We start from the raw sequence: 23313 nt of genomic DNA on the forward strand, positions 1-23313 counted from the left end.
GCGATGACGAACAACAGGCCGCCATGCTGAACAACAAGCCGACCTGGCCGATCCTTGCAGTGACCGTCGGCATCAGCCTGACCGCCTGCAAGATCCTGCCGACACAATCAGGTGGCGGCGGCAATGCACCCGCCTTCAACCCGGACAAGATGGTCGACGAGATATGGGCCGCGAAGGTCGTTCCCTATCTCCACCAGAAGGCCGGACCGTTTCCCGAAGTTCACGCATTGGCGCAAGCCGACCCGGCGGCGGCCGGCGGCAAATACGGCAATCCGAACAAGCAGGCCAACTCGCCCTGGACCTTCGCGGTGCGGCTGGAGGGCAAGATCGTCGCCGCCAACACGCAGTCGCGCGCGGCGACCGTGGACGTCGATATCGACGGCGACGGCAAGGCCGACGCGCGGGTGCAGATCGGACCGGCGGTGCGCGGCACGGCTTTGCGCGACAGCCTCGACTTCATCCAGTTCAACGATTTCACCAACCAGATCGACTTCGCCCAGTTCGGCAAAGCGTTCAACACCTATGCCGACAAGACTGTGCTGTCCAAGCTGCCGCGCGACGCGCTCAAGGGCCGTAGTGCCAAGGTGCTCGGCGCCTACACGCTGGGCAGTGGCCAGGACCTGCCGCTGGTGACGCCGGCGGAGGTCGAGATCGGGCCGAAGCCATGAGCGCGGCCGCGGGACGCGACGTCATCCTGAAGCTGGAGGACGTCTCCAAGGTCTATGCCGGCACCGTCGCGGTCAAGCACGCCAATTTCGAGGTGCGCAAGGGCGCGGTCAACGTGCTGGTCGGCGAAAACGGCGCCGGCAAGTCGACGCTGATGAAGATCATCGCCGGCGTCGAGCAGCCTACGGCCGGCCGCATCCTGCTCGAAGGCGAAGAGGTCTCGTTCTCGTCGTCCGGCGATGCGGTTAACCGCGGCATCGGCATGGTGTTCCAGGAACTGAACCTGTTCGGCAATTTGACCGTCGCCGAGAACATTTTCGCCACCCGCGAGATCACCAACCGCTTCCGCAAGATCGACCGCAAGGACCAGGAGCGCCGCGCGGCGCAATTCCTCGAGCGGCTGGAGGCCGGCATCCGGCCGGACATGTTGGTCGAGGACCTGCGCATCGGCCAGCAGCAGCTGGTCGAGATCGCCAAGGCGGTTTCGCTCGACGCGCGCATCCTGATCATGGACGAACCGACCTCGGCGCTGAGTGCGGCGGAAGTCGAGATCCTGTTCAAGGTGATTGCCGACCTCAAGGCGCGCGGCGTGGCCATCGTCTACATCTCGCACCGGCTGGAGGAGCTGATCCGCATCGGCGACTACATCACCGTGCTGCGCGACGGCCGCATCACCGGCCAGGAGGAAATGAAGAACGTCGACACGCAGTGGATCGTTCGGCAGATGATCGGCTCCGATGCCAAGGATTTCGCCAAGGCCGACGGCCATGTTCCGGGCGAGGAGATATTCCGTGCCGAGGACATCTGCCTGCCGCGCGCGACTGGTGGGCTGGCGGTCGACCATGTCTCGCTGTCGCTGCGCGCCGGCGAGATCCTCGGCATCTACGGCCTGATGGGCGCCGGACGCAGCGAGTTGTTCGACTGCATCATGGGCCGCCACGGCCAGGCCACCGGCGCGATCTTCATCGCCGGCAAGGAGGTGCGTGAGCGCGACACGACGCGGCGCATCCGGCGCGGCCTAGCGCTGATCCCCGAGGATCGCCAGCGCGAAGGGCTGGTGTCGATCCTCTCCGTCGCCAGCAATCTGACGCTGGCCAGCCTGTCGCGTTTCGTGCGCCTGTTCCACATCCGCGGCACCGAGGAGAAGCAGGCGGTGACGCAAATGGTGCGGGAACTGACGATCAAGGTCGCCGACCCGGCGCAGGAAGTCTCGTCGCTGTCTGGCGGCAACCAGCAGAAGGTGGTGATCGGCAAGGCACTGCTCACCGGGCCGAAGGTGCTGTTGATGGACGAGCCCAGCCGCGGCATCGATGTCGGCGCCAAGGCCGACGTCTTCCGCACCATGCGCAGGCTGTCCCGCGACGGATTGGGGATTCTCTTTGCGACCTCCGATCTCGACGAGGTCATGGCGCTGTCCGACCGCATCGCGGTGATGAGCAATGGAAAACTGACCGGCATGTTCGATCGTGCCGAGGCGACGGAGGCAGCCCTCGTCGCGGCCTCGGCACTTGGCCACGGACCGGCCCCGCATACGGAGACAGATGCCCATGACTGACATTCCGGCCAAGGCGGCTGCCTCCTCCGCTTCCAGCGGCTCCGCGTTGCTGACGCTGATGAAGCTCAGAACCTTCATCGCGCTGATCGCCGTGCTCGTGTTCTTCTCGATCGCAGCGCCGAACTTCCTGTCGACCGCCAATCTGATCCTGATGTCGAAGCATGTGGCGCTCAACGCGTTCCTGGCCATGGGCATGACCTTCGTCATCATCACCGGCGGCATCGATTTGTCGGTCGGCTCGATCGTCGGTCTGTGCGGCATGGTGGCCGGCTATCTCGTGCTCAACGGCATCGACCTGCAGATCGGCTACACCGTCTATTTCAACGTCTTCGAGATCGCGCTGATCACGCTGGCGGTCGGCATCCTGATCGGCGCCGTCAACGGGTTGCTGATCACCAGGCTGAACGTCGCGCCGTTCATCGCCACGCTCGGCGTGCTCTATGTCGCGCGCGGCCTGGCGCTGCTGTCGTCGGATGGCCGCACCTTCCCCAACCTGGTCGGCAAGCCGGAGCTCGGCACGACCGGGTTCGGCTTCCTCGGCGCCGGCCGGTTGCTCGGCCTGCCGGTGGCGATCTGGATCCTGATCGTCGTTGCGCTGGCGGCGGCCTATCTCGCCAAATACACGCCGCTCGGCCGCCACATCTTCGCGGTCGGCGGCAACGAACGGGCGTCGCGAATCTCGGGCGTCCGTGTCAACATGGTGAAGATGTTCGTCTACATGTTCTCCGGTTTCTGCGCGGCGATCGTCGGCCTGATCATCTCGTCCGAGCTGATGGCCTCGCACCCCGCGACGGGCGAGAGCTTCGAGCTCAACGCCATCGCGGCGGCGGTGCTCGGCGGCACCTCGATGTCGGGCGGTCGCGGCACGATCGGCGGCACCATCGTCGGCGCCTTCGTCATCGGCATTCTTTCGGACGGGCTGGTGATGATGGGGGTGAGTTCGTTCTGGCAAATGGTGATCAAGGGCCTGGTCATCATCGTCGCCGTGGTCGTCGACCAGGCACAGCGCCGGCTGCAGAGCCGGGTCACGCTGATGCAGATGGCAAAGGCGGGTTGATCATGACGGAACTGCGGGGAGCACTGATCGGCTGCGGCTTCTTTGCCGTCAACCAGATGCATGCCTGGCGCGACATAGAAGGCGCCTCGATCGTCGCCATCTGCGACCGCGACCCGGAACGGCTGCGGATCGTCGGCGACCAGTTCGGTATCGCCCGGCGCTATACCGACGCCGCAGAACTCCTTGCCGGTGAACGTCTGGATTTCGTCGATATCGCCACCACCGCGCCGAGCCATCGAGCATTGGTCGAACTGGCGGCGCGACATCGGGTGCCGGCGATCTGCCAAAAACCGTTCGCGCCGACGCTTGCCGACGCCAAGGCGATGGTGAAGGCCTGCGTGGAAGCCGGCGTGCCTTTGATGGTGCATGAGAACTTCCGCTGGCAGTCACCGATCCAGGCGGTGCGCGGCGTGATCGACAGCGGCGAGATCGGCATACCCTTCTTCGGCCGCATCTCCTTCCGCTCCGCCTATGACGTGTTTTCCGGCCAGCCTTACCTGGCCACGGGAAAGCGTTTCATCATCGAGGATCTCGGCATCCACATCCTCGACATCGCCCGCTTCCTGCTGGGCGACGTCTCGACGATCACCGCGAGGACGGCTCGCATCAACCAGGCGATCGCCGGCGAGGACGTGGCGACCATGCTGATGGACCATGCCAGTGGCGCCACGTCGGTGGTCGATTGCAGCTATGCAACCAGGCTCGCTGTGGAGCCGTTTCCCGAAACGCTGATCGAGATCGACGGCAGCGACGGCACGATCCGGCTGGCCCAGGGCTACCGGCTCACCGTCACCGGCAAGAGCGGAACGGTGGTCAGCGACGTCTCGCCGCCCCTGCTCCCCTGGGCGTCGCGTCCCTGGCACAACATCCAGGAAAGCGTCGTCGCCATCCAGCAACACTGGGTCGACTGCCTGGCGAAGGGGACCGAGCCCGCAACTTCGGGGGCCGACAACCTCAAGACCTTCGCGCTGGTCGAGGCCGCCTATGGCGGGGCGGCGAGCCGCGAACCGGTACAGCTCGACGCCCTGCTGAAATGACCGCCGACGCCTTCCTCCTCTGTGGTACGCGTGCCGTCGAGGCCGCGCCGGTCAGGCTGAGCGCGGGTTTGCTCAGCGCCGACTTCGTCAACGGCAATCTGCGCACCATCCGCCATGGCGGCATCGAAGTGCTGCGCGCCATCGCCTATATCGTGCGTGACCGCGACTGGGGCACCTACGAGCCTGAACTGACCGACCTGGTCATCGACCAGATCGCTGACGCCTTCTCGGTCAGCTATTCGGCAAGCTGCGCGGGGCCGGACGCAAGCCAGCTCGGCTTCCGCGCCACCATCAAAGGCACTGCCAGCGGCGAACTGGTCTTCGATGTCAGCGCCCTTCCCGAAGCCGACTTCGAAACCAATCGCTGCGGCTTCTGCATCCTGCATCCGATCGCCGGCCTCGCTGGAAGCCCGGTGACGGTCGAACACACCGATGGCAGCGTGGTGGCGACCAAGCTTCCGCTGCTGATCGACCCCTGGCAGCCTTTCAAGGATTTGCGCGCGATCACCCACGGGGTGCGGCCCGGCATCAGCGCCGAATGCCGGATGGAGGGCGACACGTTCGAAATGGAGGATCAGCGCAACTGGTCCGACGCCTCCTACAAGACCTATGTGCGGCCGCTGGCATTGCCGTGGCCATATGTGCTGCCGGCCGGCGAGCCCAATCGCCAAACGATCAGCCTGCGCATCACGGACGAAGGCAAAGCGCTGGCTGCCGCCGTGGCCGGCGAGCCGGTTCGCATTGAACTCGGCGAGCCTGGTCCGGCACTGCCCGATGTCGGCGTGATCATCTATGCGGACGATGTCGAGACGGCGCTGGCGAACCTGCCGCTGCTTTCGACGCTTGGCCCGCAACAGCTGCTGTTTCACTACGATCCGACGCGCGGCCACGGGCTCGACGCCTTGCGCGCCTTTGCCCGGCTCGCGGCAGCCTACCCGGCGCGGACGACGCTCGAATGCATCGTTACCAGCGCGGGCAACCTCGACGCTGAACTTTCAGCCGTCGCCGGCATGGTGCGCCAGGCAGGGCTGAAACTCTCGGCCATCGCCGTCTCGCCTTCGGTCGACCGGCAGTCGACGCCGCCGGGCAGTGCGTGGCCTGAATGCCCGCCACTCGAAGACGTCTACGCCGCCGCGCGGCGCGCCTTCCCCGACATTCGCCTCGGCGACGGCATGTTCAGCTACTTCACCGAGCTCAACCGCAAGCGCGTGCCGGCGGACCTGCTCGACTTCATTACCCATTGCACCTGCCCGATCGTGCACGCCGCCGACGATCTCAGCGTCATGCAGTCGCTGGAGGCGTTGCCGTTGATCACCCAGTCGACACGCGCGATCTTCGGGACAAAACCCTACCGCATCGGCCCGTCGACGGTTGCCATGCGCCAGAATCCCTATGGCGGCGCCACCAAGCCCAATCCGCCCGGCCATCGCATTGCCATGGCCGACCGCGATCCCCGCCATGCCGGCCTGTTCGCAGCCGCATGGACGATCGGCTATGCCGCGCGCGTCGCACCGGCCGGGCTGGAGATGCTGACCCTCTCCGGCTTCACAAGCCCCTTCGGCGTGCTCGCGACATCCGGGGAACCCGCCGCGGAAGGATCACCCCGGCCGATCTTCCAGGCCATCAAGGGGCTTTGCGAAATGGCCGGCCTCGCACATGTCGCGGCAAAAACCAGCGATGAGACCAAGGTGCTCGCGCTCGCCGGGCGCCCCGCCTCGGGCAAGACAGTCATGTGGCTGGCAAACCTGACGGCGAACGACGTGCTGGTCGACCTCTCAGCGCTTGGCCAAGGCCATCTTGTGATGACGCCTTATGCGATCGTCCGGGTCGGCTGAATCACTTTTCGGAGTTCATCACATAGAGGGCGCGCGAACGTTCGAGATGCTTGATCATTGCCTTCTCGGCGCCGTCGGCATCCTTCTTCTCGATGCGGCCGATGATCTCTTCGTGCTCGGTCAGCGTGAACTGTTCCTTGCCGGTCCAGATCAGCATTTCGGTGTGATATTCCTTCAGCCAGCCGAGCATGGCCTCGCTGACGGCGACATAGATCGGGTTGCCGGAGATCGCCGCGATCTGGGTATGGAATTTCATGTCGGCCGAGATGAAGGCTTCCGAGTCGCCGCGAAAGCCGCGCTGTTCGGCAACCGTGGCCCTGAGCCGCTGCACGTCTTCGGCGGTGGCCTTCTCGGCGGCTTCCCGGACCATCCCGCGCTCGAAGAAGATGCGCGCGGTCTTCAGGTGCTCCAGCGTGTCCTTCGATGACGACAGGATGATCTTGGCCGCCCCGTCGACCTGCTTGATGATCGACTTGGCGGTCAGCTGCAGCACCTTGGCGCGTTCGCCATGGGAGATGGCGACGAGGCCCATATTGCTCAGCGCCTGCATCGCCTCGCGGATCGCCGGCCGGCCGACCTCGAAACGCTCCATCAATTCGCGCTCCGAGGGCATGTCGTCGCCCGGCATCAATTCGCCGCTGGTGATCAGGCGCTTCAGCCGCAAGAAGACCTCGTCGGAAAGCTTGCGCCGCACAATCGGTTCCGAACGGTTCATCGTCGCGAATCACTCCCTTGACCCGGCCCTATCTAACACTGCCGCCACAAATCCCGGAAATTGACGTCGGTCGACCCGCCCAAAACTTCCAGCCGGATATGTCTTGCAATACTTATGTACTCATTATACCAGATTTCGAGCATCGGTGAATCTTTTTCGAACGCCTGGGCTTGAGACAGCGGACCATGATCACCCTCACCTATCGTATCGAAACGTCTGAAAGCATCGAGGCGCTGGCGGCCAAGATCGCCAGCGACCAGTCGACTGGAACCTTCGTGGCATTGCCCGGCGAGACCGAGGAACTGAAGGCCAGGGTGGCGGCGCGCGTGCTGGCGATACGGCATCTGCCCGACGCAACGCAGCCCTCCATTCCGGAAGCCGGCGACGGACCGTTCAAGCGCGCCGATGTCGACATCGCCTTTCCCTTCGATGCCATCGGCACCGATCTTGCGGCGCTGATGACCATTGCCATCGGCGGCACGTATTCGATCAAGGGCCTGTCCGGCATTCGCGTCGTCGACATGAAGCTGCCGGAAGAATATCGCGACGCCCACCCTGGTCCACAGTTCGGCATTGCCGGCAGCCGGAGGCTGACCGGCGTCGAGGGTCGCCCGATCATCGGCACCATCGTCAAGCCTGCGCTGGGACTTCGGCCGCACGAGACGGCGGCGATGGTGGCAGAACTGATCGCCGCCCGCGTCGATTTCATCAAGGATGACGAGAAGCTGATGAGCCCGGCCTATTCGCCCTTGGCGGAACGGGTGAAGGCGATCATGCCGCTCATCCTCGACCACGAGCAGAAGACCGGCAAGAAGGTCATGTATGCTTTCGGCATCTCGCATGCCGACCCGGACGAGATGATGCGCAACCACGATCTGGTGGCGAAGGCCGGCGGCAATTGCGCGGTGGTCAACATCAACTCCATCGGCTTCGGCGGCATGGCCTTCTTAAGAAAGCGCTCCAGCCTGGTGCTGCACGCCCATCGCAATGGCTGGGACATTCTCACCCGCCACCCCGGCCTCGGCATGGATTTCAAGGTCTGGCAGCAGTTCTGGCGGCTGCTCGGCGTCGATCAGTTCCAGATCAACGGCATCGCCTCGAAATACTGGGAGCCGGATGAATCCTTCGTCCGCTCCTTCAAGGCGGTGACGACGCCGATCTTTTCACCTGATGATTGCGCGCTGCCGGTCGCCGGCTCCGGCCAGTGGGGCGGGCAGGCACCCGAGACTTACGCACGAACCGGCCGGACGGTCGATCTTCTCTACCTCTGCGGCGGCGGCATCGTCAGCCATCCGGACGGGGCGGGCGCCGGCGTGCGCGCCGTGCAGCAAGCCTGGCAAGCGGCGGTCGACGGCATTCCGCTGGCGGACTTCGCCCTGAAGCATCCTGAACTGGCACGGTCGATCGAAAAATTTGGCGATGGCAAGGCAGCCTGACCCCATGCAAAACCCGCTGCTCAGCTACTATGGCGACGACCTCACCGGCTCGACCGATGTCATGGAGGCGCTCGAACTCGGCGGCGTGCCGACGGTGCTGTTCATGAGGCTGCCGGACGAGGCGCAGCTTGAACGGTTCAGCCATTGCCGGGCGATCGGCCTGGCTGGTACCAGCCGCAGCGAGACGCCACAGTGGATGGACACGCATCTCACCGACGCCTTCGCCTGGCTGAAGACGCTGAATGCCGAAATCTGTCACTACAAGGTCTGCTCGACATTCGATTCCAGCCCGACGACCGGCAGCATCGGCCGGGCGATCGAGATCGGCCGCTCGGTCTTCGCACAGGACAGCGTGCCGCTGCTGGTCGGCGCGCCGCAGCTCAAGCGCTACACCGCCTTCGGCCACCTGTTCGCGGCCTATCGCGACCAGTATTTCCGCATCGACCGCCATCCGGTGATGAGCCGCCACCCGACGACGCCGATGGATGAATCCGACCTGCTGATCCATCTGTCGCGGCAGACCGGGCTCTCCTCGGGATTGCTTGACCTGGCGACGCTGCAGTCCACCTCGCGGTCGCAAGCCTTCGATCACCTCGTGGAGAATGGCGCGGCCATCGTGCTTGTCGACGTCGACAGCCGCGAGACCCAGGCACTTGCCGGCAAGGAGATCTGGCGCGTCCGCAAGCCGGGCGGCTCCTTTGTCGTCGGCTCGTCCGGCATCGAGTATGCATTGCTGGCCGAGTGGGCGTCGAATGACATCATCAGCGCTGGATCAGGGTTCACGCCGCCGGGCGCCGCCGAGCGGATCGCCGTCGTGTCGGGCAGTTGCTCGCCGACCACCGAACGACAGATCCGGCATGCCCTGGACGACGGTTTCGACGGCATCGAGATCGATCCCGTCGAACTGGTTTCGGAGGCTTCGGAGCAAGCAATCGCGCGTGCGGCGGCAAGCGGCCGCGCCAGCCTGCAAGCCGGGCGCAGTGTCATCCTCTACACCGCGCTTGGCCCCACCGCCGACAGGGGGGCTGAAATCGACCGCCAGGAAGGCGCCCGCCACAAGCTTGGCCGCGGCCTTGGTGCGCTGCTGCGCCAATTGACTGAGGAGCAGAGCTTGCGGCGCGTGGTCATTGCCGGCGGTGACACGTCAAGCCATGCGCTGGGACAAATGGGCGTCGACGCGCTGACTGTCAGGATGCCTCTGCCCGCCTCGCCTGGTTCCCCGCTTTGCGTTGCTTATTCGCACGTCAAAGCGATCGACGGGCTGGAGGTTGCGTTGAAGGGCGGGCAGGTAGGAACCGACCGCTATTTCTCGTCCATCCGTGACGGCCTTCGCAGTTGACAGTGGCGTTGGGCTGGTAAACTGCGAAACTTGAGAGAAAACATGCACCAGTCCATGTGCTTCAACTTGCGCCGAAGCACCGAGCGAAAACATGTCTGCTTGAAAGCGGACCAGCACCCCTCCTGACCAGGCCTTCGGGGTAGGTTGAGCGATGACCCCTTTCGGGAAGGCTGCGAATCGCCAGGAATGGCGGACATGAGGCGCATGGCGGTCCGGCAGCATAGGGGCCGTGTATGGACGGCTCTCCGTCGGCAAGGGGTTCTTTGGGCTTTTGCAGTTGCTGGTTGGTGCGGCCATGTATCCGACGATAGGTGCGGCCTGTCATGTGCCGCTGGCCATAATGCCGTTCGCGCGTGTCAGGTCCCGATCGGAAGCTCGCACTCGAAGTGCACGGCCCCAGTGGGTTTTCCCGATCCGGCGGTATCAACCGGCTTTGTGCATTAGCTCCTGTCCGCCCTTCCCAACCTCGTCGGCGATCGTTCGCCTGGTCTCGTTTTTACGCGACGACCGGCTCCCTGTAGCGCTCGCCGTTCGTCATCGGTGCCCAAACCATTCGGGCGGTCTTGCCTGCCAGCGCAACCGCCGCAACCTTCCACCGCATCAGGAGCGGATTGCCTGCTCTCGAGCATCCAGTCGGCGCCATTCAGCTCACCGCCAAGTCAAGACGTTCTGATACGGTGCTAGAAATGACCTGACGGTCCAAAGCGGATCCAGTGGAGGCAGAGCGCGAATTGTATGTAGTTGCCCATCCGATCGCCTCCGCGAAGCTCCCACAAGCAGCGAAAAGCTAACTGCGTCTGGATGGAATTGGCGCACATAAGCTTCGGGGCGCTCCCGCGTTTGGCCCCTCTGGTGAAAGCATGACTGCCCAGTTTGCCTCTACGCAAGACGGTGCGCTGCACAGGGCCCGGTTACTTTCCGCTCATCGATAAACCCAGGCGCTGGAACAGCCGGGCCCAGGCGATCTTGCCGACGCTGAAATTCTCCAGCCGGAAGAACTCGTTGGGCGCGTGGTAGTCCTCGTCGGAGGTCGAGAACGAGAAGAAGATCGTACCGACGCCGAGATGCTCCTTGAAAACGCTGCCGATCGGGATCGTCGCACCCATGGCAACCCGCAGCGCTTTCGCGCCCATCATCTCGCCGAGCAGCGTCTCGGCGATTGCCAAGGCCGGCAGATCGGGATCGATCGAGAACGCCTTGGTACCGGGGCCGTGGCGTTTGACGTCAAGCGAACAGCCAGTCGGCAATTGTGCTTCGAGGTGGTGCCGGATCGCCTCGGCCACCTTGCCGGGCTGCTGCCCGGCGACGAGGCGGCACGTAATCTTGACACCCGCCGACGAAGGAATGACCGTCTTGGTCCCCGGTCCCGAATAGCCGCCGAATATGCCGTTGAATTCAAGCGTTGGCACCAGCCACTGACGCACCAGAAGATCGTGGCCGCTGGGCAGTGGATCGGGCGCCGGAGCGCCGATCCCAGCGAAATAGGCAGCGGTGTCGAAGGCGGCAGCGTCGATCGCGTCGAGAATGGCGGGGTCAGGCTGTGTGACGCCGTCCGTGAAGCCCGGCACGGCGACGACGCCGTCCCTGTCGTGCAGGCTGGCCAGCATGGCGGCGAGCGCTCGAATGGGATTGGGCGCACTGCCGCCGTGGCGGCCAGAGTGAAGGTCCTTCGCCGCGCCCCTCACCACCACGTCCAGCGCGACCATACCGCGGCTGGCCACCGTCATCGACGGCCGGTCGGCGCGCCACATGGCGCCGTCGGCGGAGACAACAAGGTCGCAGGCGAGGCGCTGGCGCATTTTCTCGACCAGCGGCGAAAAATGCGGGCTGCCGGATTCCTCCTCGCCTTCGACCAGCATCTTGATGTTGAGCGGCAAGCGCCCAGCGGTCTTCAGGAATGCCTCGACGACCAGAATCGGGATCAGCATCGGGCCCTTGTCGTCCGAGACGCCTCGCCCATAGAGGCGGTTGTCGCGCACAGTCGGCTCGAAGGGCGGCGTCGTCCATTTCTCGACCGGATCCGGCGGCTGCACATCGTAGTGACCGTAGACGAGGATGGTCGGCGCGGCGGCGTCGCCGATAATTTCACCGAACACGGCTGGATGGCCATCTGTCTCGACGATCTCGACGGTTGGGAACCCGGCCCGCGTCAGCCGTTCGGCGACGAAGTTTGCCGCCGAACGGATGCCGTCGCGATAGGCCGGATCGGTGCTGACGCTCGGGATGCGGCAGAACGCCTTCAGGTCTTCCAAGGCTTCGTCGGCGTGGGCGACGAGATAAGCTTCGACGGCGCTCACTTGCCGCCGTCCACGCTGATCACCTGACCGCTGACCCAGCCGGCGAAATCGGAGGCGAAGAACATCACCATCGCGGCGATGTCGTCGGGTGAGCCAAGCCGCTTCATCGCGATGTTCTGGAGGAGCTTTTGCTGGCCCTCCTCGCCCATCGCTTCCCATTGCCGCTCGGTGGTCGGGTTGGAACGCACGAAACCCGGCGCGACGTTGTTGACGGTGATGTTCCACGGTCCGAGTTCATGCGCGAGCTGGCGTGTCAGGCCGATCTGGCCAGCCTTGGCGCTGGCATAGGCCTGTATGCCGGTGAGGCTGATGCCGAGTCCGGCGCCGCTGGAAATGTTGATGACGCGTCCATAGCGGCACTTCTTCATGCCGGGCGCCACGGCCTGCGTCATGAAGAAGGCGCCCGAGAGATTGACGTCGAAAATCGTCTGCCAGTCGGCCGGCGAGATTTCCTCCAGCGGCCGCCCGACCTGACCGAGCACGCCGCCGGCGTTGTTGACGAGGATGTCGACCGCGCCCGCATCGGCTTCAATCGCGCCGACGACCGACTGTACGGCATCGCGGTTGCCGACATCAACGACATGCGAACGGCAATTTGCGCCACAGAGCGCGCGTGTCTCGGCCAGGCCGGCTTCGTTGACGTCCAGGATATGGACAGCAGCATTGCGTTCGGCGAAGCCTTTCGCGATGGCGCGGCCAAAACCATGCGCCGCCCCGGTGACGATAACGGTTCGCTTGTCGAAGCTTATGTTCATCGGGCGCTTGCCGGAGTGCTCGGCATGGCTTCGGCCAGTTCATCGAGATTGCTCAGAACGAGCTGCCGCTTACCGTCCTCGATCTCGTGGATCATCTCGACGGTGCGCGCCGTCAGCGGCGTCGCGATACCGAGTTTTCGCCCGATCTCGACGATCGGGAAAATCTGCGCGTCGACCTCGGTCTTGCGCTTGCGAATGGCGAGATCGCGCCAGATGCCGGTGTGGGACTTCGCCGAACGGCGATTGTGCACGACCATCTCGTCGAAGGAACGGTCGGTGGCGGCGGTGGGCGAACCCGGGGCGAAGGCACTCGGATCGAAGCCGTCGAACGCCTCTGCCCTGACGCCATTCGCCTTGGCGACGGCGCCGACTTCCAGCCCCACCGCCGCGAGCACCGGGCGGTAGCGGCGATCGGCGAACACGTCGGCGATGGCATCGTCGGTCAGTGCTGTGGCAAACAGCAACGCGCCGTAGATCATCTTGCCCCAGAGAAAACCCCAGATGTTGTCGGTGAGCACCGCCTTCGGCTCGAAATCCTGCATCAGCCGGTGCAGTTCCTCGATGCGCGCAGTTCGCTTGCCATCGAGTTCTCCGATGACCACGGCGCCATGGCCGCTGTAATGGACGACGCCCGGCTCCAGATAATCGGCGCCGAAATTGACGAAGCAGCCGACTGTGCGCTCCTTGCCGACGATCTCGGCGATGGTGATCTCGTTGAGCCCGTTCTGCGCCGAGACGACGCAGCCGTGGTCGGCCAGATGCGGCAGCAGCGCCGTTGCGGCGGCGCGCGTATGATGCGCCTTGACGCACAGGAAAATCCGCTCGAAACGGCCGGCAAGCGCGGTCGCCAGGAACGCCGGCGCCTTCACCGTATCCTGAAGAATCGGCCCGACGATTCTCAGCCCCTCGGCGTTGATCGCCTTGACGTGGCTGACATCACTGTCGACGAAGGTGACTGCATGGCCAGCGCGGATGAACGCCGCGCCGAGCGTGCCGCCGATCGCTCCGGCACCCCAAATCAGGATCGGTCCGGTCATGCCCCCAGCCATGCCTGCATTCATGACCATGGACCTTCGAGCAGATCGCGCGTTTCCTTGACCGCGATGTCCCAGATCGCCAGCATGTCCTCGTCCGGACGCTCGTAATAACCGCCGAAATTGCCGTCGCCGAGATAGTCGCGAACCGCCTTGGGCGACATCAGCCGCATGCGGGCAAGATCGATCATCGGCTTCTGCTGCGTCGGCAGTTTCACGCCCGCAAGCCGGGTCCAGGGGAAATTCTCCATCCAGGAGGCGTGCGAGGCGACCGGATCGATCTCCAGCACCTTGCCCATCGTTGCGGCGGCGGCCCACCAATTGTGGAATTTTATCGCGGTATCCGGATTGTCGGCCATCCACTCGATCGCCAGGGAGCTCGCCGGCTGGTTGCCGCCATGGCCGTTGACGATCAGGATGCGCCGAAACCCTTGCGCGCGCATGCCGTCGAGGATGTCCCTCACGAGGCGGATATAGGTTTCGGTGCGCAGGCTGATCGAACCGGGATAGGCCATGAAATAGGGCGTCAGACCATAGGCCACGACCGGAAACACCGGAATGCCGAGCGGTTCGGCCGCTTCCGCGGCGACCCGCTCGGACAGGATGGAGTCGACCGACAGCGACAGCTGCGCATGCTGTTCGGTGCTGCCCAGGGGAAGGATCGCGCGGTCGTCCTTGCGCAGGTACTGTTCAACCTGCGGCCAGTTGCATTCGGAAATCCTCACGACGCCTTCCTCTCCTGGTCTGTTGTGTTGTCGCCGGCCGCTTTGACCAGCGGCACCAGCACCCGCTCGATCTCGGCCGTGTCAGGAGCGTGCCTGTATTCGAACGCCGCGACGCCCGCTTGAAGCCTTGCCAAAACGTCCTCGGCGCCGCTGGCAAACACCACGACGTCGGACGCGCCAAGCAGTTCCTCAAGATCCGGCGTCTCGAGCGTAGCGCCGGTCAGGTGCTCGACATGAGGGGCGAAGCGCTGGACGCCGGCCTTCATGATCGGCAGGAAATCCGGAAACCGGGAGATGACGGCGACGCGCGCCAGCGAATCCAGCGCGGCCAGCGCCTTGCGCGTTTCTTCCGAAGGGATGAAGCTGATCGACACCACCTTGGTGTTGGTGACCAGCGACATCACCTCGCGCTGCCGGTTGACGAAAGTGACGGCGAGATCGGCCGAATTGGCGCGGGCACGGGCGGCGGGATCTCGTTCGATGGCCGAGATCGTCAGCGGCTCGACGGTCACGCTGTTTCCCAGGCGCGCGGCGATGAAGCGCGAATAGCTGGCGGTGGCGTCCGTGAACAGTCCGATCATGACGATCCTGGTGCGGGCACCTATGCTGTCTCGATAGAAGGCGCGCGCGCTGACCAGCGAAACGAGTTCGGCCGGCCTGATCCCCGCGGCAATCCCGGCATCGATCAGCGCGTCGATCCGCCTGTGCAACTCCATCGCCTCCGGACGGGCGGCAAGCCGCGCGCGCCCGCTGCCGGTGACGAAGGAGCCGGACCCAGGACGCGTCTCAATCATGCCTGAAGCCTTGAGGTCGCCATAGACCTGGCTGACCGTCATCGGAGCCACGCCGACGCGCTCGGCCAGTTCCCTGACCGACGGCAGCAACTCTCCCGGCACCAATTCGCCACAGGCGATGCCGTATTCGATCAGCCCCTGCAACTGCGTGCGCAGCGGCACAGGCAGATCGCGGTCAACCGAGAACTCCATTCAGGTTAGTCCAATCAACTGTATCATCCACCTATAACGCTTAGTCCGGTCGATCTAGGGTGACAAGCACGTTCTTGCGCCTGGGCAGGACTTTTCGTGGGACAATTCCGTTGACAGGATAGGCCACGCGTGAAAACGTTATGGCCAACAAGAACACTTGAAAATTCCTCTGGAGATACGGGAGCCGTCATGAACATGCTCGTTAAGGCTGCGTTGAGCGCGGCACTTCTCGTTGGTACCAGCTACGGCGCGCTTGCGGTCGAACGCGGCGGTACGCTGAAATACGGTCGCTATGCCGACAGTCTCTTTCTCGATCCGGTGCTCAACGATGCCAATGTCGACATCTGGGTCCTGTCCAATCTCTACGACACGCTGATCCTGCCCACGGACGACGGCAAGGGCCTGAAGCCGGGCCTGGCGACTGACTGGAAGGTCTCCGACGATGGGCTCACGGTCACGCTGACACTGCGCGATGGTATCAAGTTCTCCGATGGCTCGCCGATCACCCCGGCCGACGTGCAGTGGTCGCTGAAGCGTGCCGCCGATCCGAAGAAAGGCATCTGGGGCTTCCTGGTCGGCTCGATCCAGGACGTTAGCACCGAAGGCGATCACACCGTCATCATCAAGCTCAAGAACACCGATCCGGCGATCCTTGCGGCGCTCACCGTGTTCAACACCGCGATCCTGCCGATGAAAGCATTCGAGGCCTCGGAAGGGACGACCGACGAAGAAAAGGCGAAGAGCTTCTCGGCGCATCCGATCAGTTCCGGTCCGTTCGTCCTGCAGTCCTGGGACCACGGCCAGTCGATGAAGCTGACCCGCAACGAGAACTACTGGGCGAAGGGCGAGGACGGCAAGCCGCTGCCCTACCTCGACGGCATCGATTTCGAGGTGATCCCCGACGATGCCACGCGCATCCTGAAATTGCAGTCGGGCGAGATCGATGGCGCCGAATTCATCCCCTATGCGCGCGTCGACGAATTGAAACACGCCGACGGCATCGACATGAAACTCTACCCGTCGACCCGCGTCCAATACATCACCATGAACGTGCGCCCGAAGATCGGCGACAAGGACAATCCGCTGTCGAACGAAAAAGTGCGCCAGGCGATGAACTACGCGACCAACAAGGAGGCGATCATCCAGGTGGTGACCCATGGCGTGGGGTCGCAGATGACCTCGTTCATGTCCTCGGCGACGCCGCTGCACAAGGGTGACAAGCCGCTCTATCCCTACGATCTCGACAAGGCCAAGCAGCTGATGAAGGACGCCGGCTTCGAGAACGGCTTCCAAACCAGCCTGCTCGTGCTCGCTGGCAATCAGGACGAAATCGGCATCGCCACGGCGCTGCAGCAGATGTGGGGCCAGATTGGCATCAAGCTCGACCTGCAGCAGGTCGACAATCCGAGCCGCACGCAGCAATACCGCGACGGCACGTTCACGATGCGCGAGGCGGCGTGGACCGACGACATTGCCGATCCGAACGAAATCGCTTCGTACTTCGTCTATTCGCCGACCATCGGCGCGCTGCACAGCGGCTGGAAGAGCGACGAGGCCGACAAGCTTTTCGAAGCCTCGCAAAAAGAGATCGACGCCGCCAAGCGTGCCGATCAGTATGCCAAGATGCAGGACATCTACAACAGCAGCGGACCGATCGTCCCGCTCTACGAAACGCCCTATCCGGTCGCGTTGAGCAAGAAGGTACAAGGCTTCGTGCAGATCCCGCTCGGCAACAATATCTTTGGCGCCGCGTGGCTGCAGAAGTAGGCTGATCGCCTGAGGCGGCGAGCGTCCGTCGTTCGCCGCCATCTTGCTCCAATTCAACAAGGTCTGGATCACCTCTTGCCGCTGTTGGGCTTCATTTTCCGACGAGTTCTGCAGACCATTCCGACCATCGCTTTCATTCTGGTGGTCACCTTCATCCTCGTTCGGCTTTTGCCGGGCGATCCGGCGAGCGCCATGCTCGGCGACCGCGCCATCGACGCCGACGTCCAGCGCATCAATGCCAAGCTTGGGCTCGACCAGCCCATCCCCATGCAGTTCCTCTACTTCACCAAGGCGGTCTTTACCGGCGATCTCGGCAACTCGATCGGCCTGAAGCTGCCGGTGATCGAACTGATCGCGCACCGTCTCCCCGTCACATTGATGCTTACCGGAATGGCCGCCCTGATCGCGCTGCTGATGGCGGTGCCGCTGTCCTTCGTCGCGGCGCTCAACCGTGGCGGCGCGCCGGACACCATCATTCGAGGCACCTTCCAGATTGGCCTGTCGATGCCGGTCTTCTATGTCGGACTGGTGCTGCTGACCGTGTTTGCCGCGAAATTGCGCTGGTTTCCGGTCGGCGGCTACGGCGAGAACTTCCTCGACGATCTCTACCATCTCTTCCTTCCCGCCATGACGCTGGCGCTCAGCCTTTCCGCCGTGCTCATGCGCAATCTGCGCGCCGCCATCATCGGCGTGGTTGGCGCCGACTATGTCGACTTTGCCCGCGCCAAGGGCCTTCGCGCGAGGGTGATCATGACGCGCCATGTGCTGCGCAATGCGCTGATTTCGACGGTCACGCTGTTCGGCCTGTCGATCGGCACGCTGCTCGGCGGCGCGGTCATCACCGAAACGGTGTTCGCCATTCCCGGCGCCGGGCGGCTGATGATCGAGGCCATTTACGGCCGCGACTATCCCGTTATCCAGGGGTTGACGATCGCGCTGGCGCTGCTCGTGTCATTCACCTTTCTCCTGACCGACATCGTCCAGGCATGGCTCGATCCACGGGTGGCGCGATGAGCACCGGCACCGTCCAGATCGCGCTGCCAGCGAAACGGCGCCGGGCATTGCCGGGCACACTTGTCGGCGCGATCATCGTGCTCGGCGCGAGCCTTGCCATGGCATTCTTTCCGGGTCTCTTCGCGCCCTACGATCCGACCGCCTTCGACTACAACGCCATCATGCAGGCGCCGAGCGCGGCGCACCCATTCGGCACCGACAATTTCGGCCGCGACATGCTGTCCCGCGTCATCCACGCCTATCGCATCGATATGCAGATCGCGGTATTCGCAACCACCGCGCCCTTTGTCTTCGGCACCATTGTCGGTGCCCTGGTCGGCTATGTCGGCGGCTGGGCGGAAGCCCTGTTTGGCCGTGTGGTCGATGCGGTCATCACCTTTCCGTTCCTGGTGCTGGTCATCGCCATCGTCTCGGTGCTCGGTCCCGGTCTGGGAAACATGTACATCGCCGTCGGCGTCATCGGCTGGGTGTTCTATGCCCGGCTGGTCGCGGCGGAGATCAAGATCCAGCGCCGGCTCGATTATGCCGACGCGGCGCGGGGCATGGGGTACGGCCACACGCGCATCATATTCCGCCATCTCCTGCCCAATGCGATAACGCCGGCCGTCGTCTACTGGATGACCGACATGGCGCTCGCCATCCTGCTCGGCTCCAGCCTCGGCTATCTCGGCCTTGGCGCGCAGCCGCCGGCCGCTGAGTGGGGCGTGCTGATCGCCGACGGCAAGAATTTCATGACCACCGCATGGTGGGTGTCCGTATTCCCCGGCATCGCCATCGTCATCACCGGCCTCGGCTTCAGCCTCGCCGGTGACGCGCTGGCGGATCTTCTGAGGGTCAACCGATGACGGTGCCAATGCCTGGCGGCGGTCTCAAGGTGCGCGGCCTCACCACCACTTTCGTCACACCGAGAGGCCGGGCCACCGTCGTCGACGGCATCAGTCTCGATGTCGCGCCAGGCGAGATCGTTGGCCTGGTCGGCGAGTCCGGATCGGGCAAGAGCATCACATTGCGCTCGATCGTGCGGCTGGTGCGCGAACCGGGCAAGGTGAGCGGTCAGGTCGAATGGCAGGGCCGTGACCTGATGGCGATGAGCGAGGCGGACCTGCGCAAGGTGCGCGGGGCCGAGATCGCGATGATTTTTCAGGAGCCGATGACGGCGCTCAACCCGGTTCTGCCGGTCCGCCTGCAGATCGAGGAAAATCTAAGCGCCCACACAACGCTCGACCGCCGCGCCCGCCGTCAACGCGCGTTGGAACTGATGAACATCGTCGGCATTCCAGCCGCCGAGCGGCGTCTCGACGAATACCCGCACCAGTTTTCCGGGGGCATGCGCCAGCGGGTGATGATCGCGATCGCGCTGGCCAGTTCGCCGAAATTGCTGCTCGCCGACGAGCCGACAACGGCGCTCGACGTGACCATCCAGGACCAAATCCTGAAGCTTATCCTCGACCTGCGCGACCGCTTCGGCATGAGCGTGCTGTTCGTCACTCACGATCTCGGCGTCGTCGCGGCGACCTGCGACCGCATGGCGGTGATGTATGCCGGGCGTATCGTCGAGACCGGCACGGTGGCGCAGGTGTTCGCCGAGCCGCACCATCCCTATACGCGTGGACTGCTTGGTTCCGTGCCGCGCATCGGCGCCGAGCGCAGCATGCTTTTATCGATCGAGGGCGCGCCGCCGGGTCTGATCGATCTGCCGGAGGGCTGCGCCTTTCACCCACGTTGTGCCTTTGCCACAGATCGCTGCCGTGCCGAGCGGCCGCCGCTCGAACGCTTCGCCGCCGGCAGAGAGGTCGCCTGCTTCCACCATCGAACAGTGGCCGCGATGGCGGAGGCGGCCTAATGCGGGAAATGCCGCTGATCTCCGTCGAAGGCGTCTCCAAGCGGTTTCGCTTTCCCCGGACCGCGTCCGACATACTTACCGGCAGACCGCCTGCCGCTGTCCATGCGTTGAACAACGTCGATCTGGAAGTGTATCGCGGCGAGACGCTCGGCATCGTTGGTGAATCCGGCTGCGGAAAATCCACGCTGGCGCGTTGTCTCGTGCGGCTGTTGGAGCCGGACGAAGGGCTGGTGCGTTTCGACGGCAAGGACATCAGTTTGCTGCGCCCGGGGGAACGGCGCGCCTTCAACCGCCGCGTCCAGATGATCTTTCAGGATCCCTACAGTTCGCTCAATCCGCGCATGTCGGTGCGACAGGTTCTGTCCGAAGCGTTGAGCGTGCATGCGATGCGGCCGAAGGCCGATATCCCGACGCGCATCACCGAGCTGCTGGGCCTTGTCCGGCTCCCGGCGGACGCCGCCGACCGCTATCCGCACGAGTTCTCCGGCGGGCAGCGCCAGCGCATCGGCATCGCGCGCGCTCTTGCCGTCGAGCCGGATGTGCTGGTCGCCGACGAACTGGTCTCCGCGCTCGATGTCTCGGTGCAGGCACAGGTCATCAACCTTCTGCTGGATCTCCAGGAACGGCTGAAGCTTACCGTCGTCTTCGTCGCGCATGACCTCAGGCTGGTGCGCCACATCTCGCACCGTGTCGCGGTGATGTATCTCGGCAAAGTGGTCGAGATCAGCCCAACGGAAGCGCTGTTTGCAGCACCTCGCCACCCTTATTCGAAAGCGCTGCTCGATGCTGCGCCCGAACTCGACCCGTCGCGGCGAACGCGCGTTGCGGCGGCACGCGGCGAACTCCCCAATCCACTTGATCTGCCCGCCGGCTGCCTATTCAACACGCGGTGTCCGTTCGCGTTCGAGCGTTGCTTTGCCGAGCGCCCTGCCCTCTCCGCCCGTGGACCCGCCCATTTCGCTGCCTGTCATCTGCCCGATTTCGGCAATCCGGCGCCCGAAACAATCGCCGCACAATGACCCTGCGGAAGAACCGAAATTTCCGACTCGACAGCTATGAGACGCCGATGAGCTATGCCGCATTCGAAGCCGAGGTCGCCAAGGTCAACGACATCTTGTGCGCGGTGAACGTGCTTGTCTGGGATTCGCGTACCATGATGCCCCCGGCCGCGGCCGAGGCGCGCGGCAAGCAATTGGGCACGCTGGTGGCAGTCGCACGCGAAATCGCTACCGGCGACAGCATGCGGAAGTCCCTCGACGCTGCGCGCATGGAACTCGCGGGAATGCCCGGTGAGCACCTTCGAAGGCGGGCGCTCGATGACGCGGCAAGTGCGATCGCCACACTCGGCCGCATTCCGGCCCGGCTGGTGCAGGAATCAGCAGAGCGGCGGACCGAGGGCCAGGCGATATGGATCAAGGCGCGTGCCGAGAACGATTTCGCCGCCTTCGTACCGGTGCTCGAGCGAACCGTCGCGCTGCAGCGCGAGATCGGCGAGCATATCGGCTATGCCGACCATCCCTACGATGCGGCGTGCGGCACCTTCGAGCCCGACATAAGCTGGGCGCAGCTCAAGCATCTATACGCCGATCTGAAAGGTGCGATCGGACCGCTGCTCCAAGCTGCGCTGCAAGCCCGGCCGGCGCGCGTCGATGTTCTGGAACGCACCTATCCGATCGAAAAGCAGAAAGCCTTCTCGAAGGCAGTGGCCGCTCGCATGGGGTACGACTTCGAGCGCGGCCGGCTCGACGACACGGTTCATCCGTTCGAGATTTCCTTCACGCGTACCGATGCACGCATCACCGGCCGCTTCCGTGAGAATTGGCTGCCGGGCGGCCTCTTCGCTGTCTGGCACGAAGCCGGCCACGGCATTTACGAGCAGGGCGTTGCGCCCGAGTTCACGCGTTCGGTCTTCACTACCGACCTCCTCAATCTCTACGCGGTCGGCGGCACCAGCTTCGGCATGCATGAATCGCAATCACGGCTGTGGGAGAACCGCGTCGGCCGCTCTCGGCGCTTCTGGGAACAGAATTTCGGGGCATTGCAAGCCGAGTTTCCCGGTCAACTCGCCGATGTCTCGGTCGCCGAGTTCTGGCGCGCGGTGAATGCACCACGCCCCAGCCTGATCCGGGTCGAGGCCGACGAACTCACTTACGACTTGCACATCATCTTGCGTTCGGAGATCGAGGCCGGATTGATGGACGGCACCTTGCGGGTCGCCGACCTTCCCGCGATCTGGGCGGACAAGGTCCGCGGCTATCTTGGCCTCGATGTGCCGACCAACACGCTGGGCGTGTTGCAGGATGCACATTGGTCGGCGGGCATGATCGGATCCTTCCCGACCTACACGATGGGCAACATAATGTCCTCGCAACTGTTCAAGGCGGCGACCAAGGTGCCTGAGATTGAGCGCGGCCTCGAGGCCGGCGACTATGTGCCGCTGAGGACATGGCTGGGGGACAAGGTGCATCGTCACGGCCGCTCGCTGACGCCGGCCGAAATCATGAACGCCGCAACCGGAAAGGTGCTCGGGACCGACGACTACATCGACGATCTCCGTCGCAAGGTGGCCGAGTTGCACGCATAGCGCCTGCATGGAGAGGCTTCGTCTCGTCAAATATCACCATCCCGGGCGATTCAGGGATTTGTCTGTCATAGAACCCGCTCTTGAATGGCACGCACTGTCGACGAAGAAACCTGGGAGCAAGGAAAACAGCTGATCGCCCGAAGGGCGGGAAGTCAGACGTTACGCGGAGTTTGGCCCTTCGAGCTGACGGATCGCAATGTCCGCCAAGTGGTGCTAAACGGGCGGTGTCAGATGGCTCCTTTGAGGCGGTGGGTTCAATAGGTCATTGCAACACCTTCTGTAGCCTATCGGCCGGCGTTTCGAAGTCCAGGATTTTTCGGGGGCGCTGATTGAGCCGCAGGGCGACGGCGTTGAGTTGGTCCTGCGAGACGTGGGAGAAGTTGGTTGCTCTGGGGAAATACTGCCTGAGCAGACCGTTGGTATTTTCGTTGCTGCCGCGCTGCCAGGGAAGGCGCGGATCGCAGAAGTAGACCTGTAGGTCGGTGGCAACGGTGAAGCTCTTGTGCCGAGCCATCTCCTTGCCCTGGTCCCATGTCAACGAGCGCCGCAACTCTTCGGGCAATGTGCCGATCTTCTCGGCGAGGGCCCTCACGACGGTCGCCGAGTCCCTTCTCGCCAACTTCACAAGCATCGTGAACCGGCTGTGTCGCTCGACGAGGGTGGCGATG

The 23313-nt window shown here is 64.0% G+C and carries 20 protein-coding genes; 13 read left to right on the top strand and 7 right to left on the bottom strand.

Translation table 11 applies throughout. The annotated features are described in order from the left end of the window. Positions 1-23: 23 nt before the first annotated feature. The 5 genes from BLS48_RS28755 to apnL are packed head-to-tail and all read left to right on the top strand — an operon-like array spanning position 24 to position 6150. Entirely contained in the window at positions 24-668 is a 645-nt protein-coding gene (locus BLS48_RS28755; protein WP_091585234.1) for a DUF2291 family protein, read from the top strand. Next, positions 665-2221, top strand: coding sequence for a sugar ABC transporter ATP-binding protein (locus BLS48_RS28760; protein WP_091585181.1), 1557 nt, complete (start codon positions 665-667; stop codon positions 2219-2221). Before BLS48_RS28755 ends, BLS48_RS28760 begins: the two co-directional genes overlap by 4 nt. Continuing rightward, positions 2214-3278 (top strand): ABC transporter permease, encoded by a 1065-nt coding sequence (locus tag BLS48_RS28765; RefSeq protein WP_091585183.1) that lies wholly within the window; start codon positions 2214-2216, stop codon positions 3276-3278. Before BLS48_RS28760 ends, BLS48_RS28765 begins: the two co-directional genes overlap by 8 nt. 2 nt (positions 3279-3280) lie before the next feature. Further along, the gene (locus BLS48_RS28770; RefSeq protein ID WP_091585185.1) at positions 3281-4315 is read left to right on the top strand and encodes a Gfo/Idh/MocA family protein; all 1035 of its coding nucleotides are present in this window, start codon (positions 3281-3283) and stop codon (positions 4313-4315) included. Continuing rightward, positions 4312-6150: a D-apionate lactonase gene (gene apnL, locus BLS48_RS28775; RefSeq protein ID WP_091585187.1), complete on the top strand. Its 1839-nt coding sequence runs from the start codon at positions 4312-4314 to the stop codon at positions 6148-6150. Before BLS48_RS28770 ends, apnL begins: the two co-directional genes overlap by 4 nt. A 1-nt stretch (position 6151) precedes the next feature. On the opposite strand, the gene BLS48_RS28780 is transcribed toward apnL, so the two are convergent. Next, complete coding sequence (locus BLS48_RS28780; protein ID WP_091585189.1) at positions 6152-6865, bottom strand: transcriptional regulator NanR; 714 nt, start codon at positions 6863-6865, stop codon at positions 6152-6154. Positions 6866-7050: 185 nt separating this feature from the next. Here BLS48_RS28780 and oiaX point away from each other — a divergent pair, with 185 nt between their 5' ends. Further along, on the top strand, positions 7051-8301 hold the full coding sequence (gene oiaX, locus BLS48_RS28785) for a 3-oxo-isoapionate-4-phosphate decarboxylase OiaX (RefSeq protein WP_091585191.1): 1251 nt from the start codon (positions 7051-7053) through the stop codon (positions 8299-8301). A 4-nt stretch (positions 8302-8305) separates the two neighbouring features. Further along, on the top strand, positions 8306-9640 hold the full coding sequence (locus BLS48_RS28790; protein WP_091585193.1) for a four-carbon acid sugar kinase family protein: 1335 nt from the start codon (positions 8306-8308) through the stop codon (positions 9638-9640). A gap of 911 nt (positions 9641-10551) precedes the next feature. On the opposite strand, the gene BLS48_RS28795 is transcribed toward BLS48_RS28790, so the two are convergent. From BLS48_RS28795 to BLS48_RS28815, 5 genes are read right to left on the bottom strand one after another with little or no spacing between them, the layout of a single operon-like run. Beyond that, positions 10552-11937 (bottom strand): dipeptidase, encoded by a 1386-nt coding sequence (locus tag BLS48_RS28795; RefSeq protein ID WP_208604684.1) that lies wholly within the window; start codon positions 11935-11937, stop codon positions 10552-10554. Further along, complete coding sequence (locus BLS48_RS36000; RefSeq protein ID WP_091585197.1) at positions 11934-12692, bottom strand: SDR family NAD(P)-dependent oxidoreductase; 759 nt, start codon at positions 12690-12692, stop codon at positions 11934-11936. The genes BLS48_RS28795 and BLS48_RS36000 overlap by 4 nt, the downstream gene beginning before the upstream one ends. Beyond that, on the bottom strand, positions 12689-13759 hold the full coding sequence (locus BLS48_RS28805; RefSeq protein ID WP_244529949.1) for a ketopantoate reductase family protein: 1071 nt from the start codon (positions 13757-13759) through the stop codon (positions 12689-12691). Before BLS48_RS28805 ends, BLS48_RS36000 begins: the two co-directional genes overlap by 4 nt. After that, entirely contained in the window at positions 13750-14451 is a 702-nt protein-coding gene (locus tag BLS48_RS28810) for a creatininase family protein (protein ID WP_091585199.1), read from the bottom strand. The genes BLS48_RS28805 and BLS48_RS28810 overlap by 10 nt, the downstream gene beginning before the upstream one ends. Continuing rightward, positions 14448-15437: a GntR family transcriptional regulator gene (locus BLS48_RS28815; protein WP_091585201.1), complete on the bottom strand. Its 990-nt coding sequence runs from the start codon at positions 15435-15437 to the stop codon at positions 14448-14450. The genes BLS48_RS28810 and BLS48_RS28815 overlap by 4 nt, the downstream gene beginning before the upstream one ends. A gap of 189 nt (positions 15438-15626) precedes the next feature. On the opposite strand from BLS48_RS28815, the gene BLS48_RS28820 reads away from it, so the two are divergent. The 6 genes from BLS48_RS28820 (at position 15627) to BLS48_RS28845 (ending at position 22645) form a co-directional block, all read left to right on the top strand. Next, complete coding sequence (locus BLS48_RS28820) at positions 15627-17204, top strand: ABC transporter substrate-binding protein (protein WP_091585203.1); 1578 nt, start codon at positions 15627-15629, stop codon at positions 17202-17204. 75 nt (positions 17205-17279) lie between these two features. Then, positions 17280-18218 (top strand): ABC transporter permease, encoded by a 939-nt coding sequence (locus tag BLS48_RS28825; RefSeq protein WP_091585206.1) that lies wholly within the window; start codon positions 17280-17282, stop codon positions 18216-18218. Next, positions 18215-19063 (top strand): ABC transporter permease, encoded by an 849-nt coding sequence (locus tag BLS48_RS28830; protein WP_091585208.1) that lies wholly within the window; start codon positions 18215-18217, stop codon positions 19061-19063. Before BLS48_RS28825 ends, BLS48_RS28830 begins: the two co-directional genes overlap by 4 nt. Then, positions 19060-20061, top strand: coding sequence for an ABC transporter ATP-binding protein (locus tag BLS48_RS28835; RefSeq protein ID WP_091585210.1), 1002 nt, complete (start codon positions 19060-19062; stop codon positions 20059-20061). Before BLS48_RS28830 ends, BLS48_RS28835 begins: the two co-directional genes overlap by 4 nt. After that, the gene (locus tag BLS48_RS28840; RefSeq protein ID WP_091585212.1) at positions 20061-21080 is read left to right on the top strand and encodes an ABC transporter ATP-binding protein; all 1020 of its coding nucleotides are present in this window, start codon (positions 20061-20063) and stop codon (positions 21078-21080) included. The genes BLS48_RS28835 and BLS48_RS28840 overlap by 1 nt, the downstream gene beginning before the upstream one ends. A gap of 47 nt (positions 21081-21127) precedes the next feature. Next, the gene (locus BLS48_RS28845) at positions 21128-22645 is read left to right on the top strand and encodes a carboxypeptidase M32 (RefSeq protein ID WP_091585238.1); all 1518 of its coding nucleotides are present in this window, start codon (positions 21128-21130) and stop codon (positions 22643-22645) included. A 262-nt stretch (positions 22646-22907) separates the two neighbouring features. On the opposite strand, the gene BLS48_RS28850 is transcribed toward BLS48_RS28845, so the two are convergent. Next, positions 22908-23313, bottom strand: a 406-nt coding sequence (locus BLS48_RS28850) for an IS30 family transposase (RefSeq protein ID WP_143019535.1), incomplete at its 5' end; no start/stop codon positions are given.

This window comes from Mesorhizobium qingshengii (assembly GCF_900103325.1).
GTDB lineage: Bacteria > Pseudomonadota > Alphaproteobacteria > Rhizobiales > Rhizobiaceae > Mesorhizobium > Mesorhizobium qingshengii.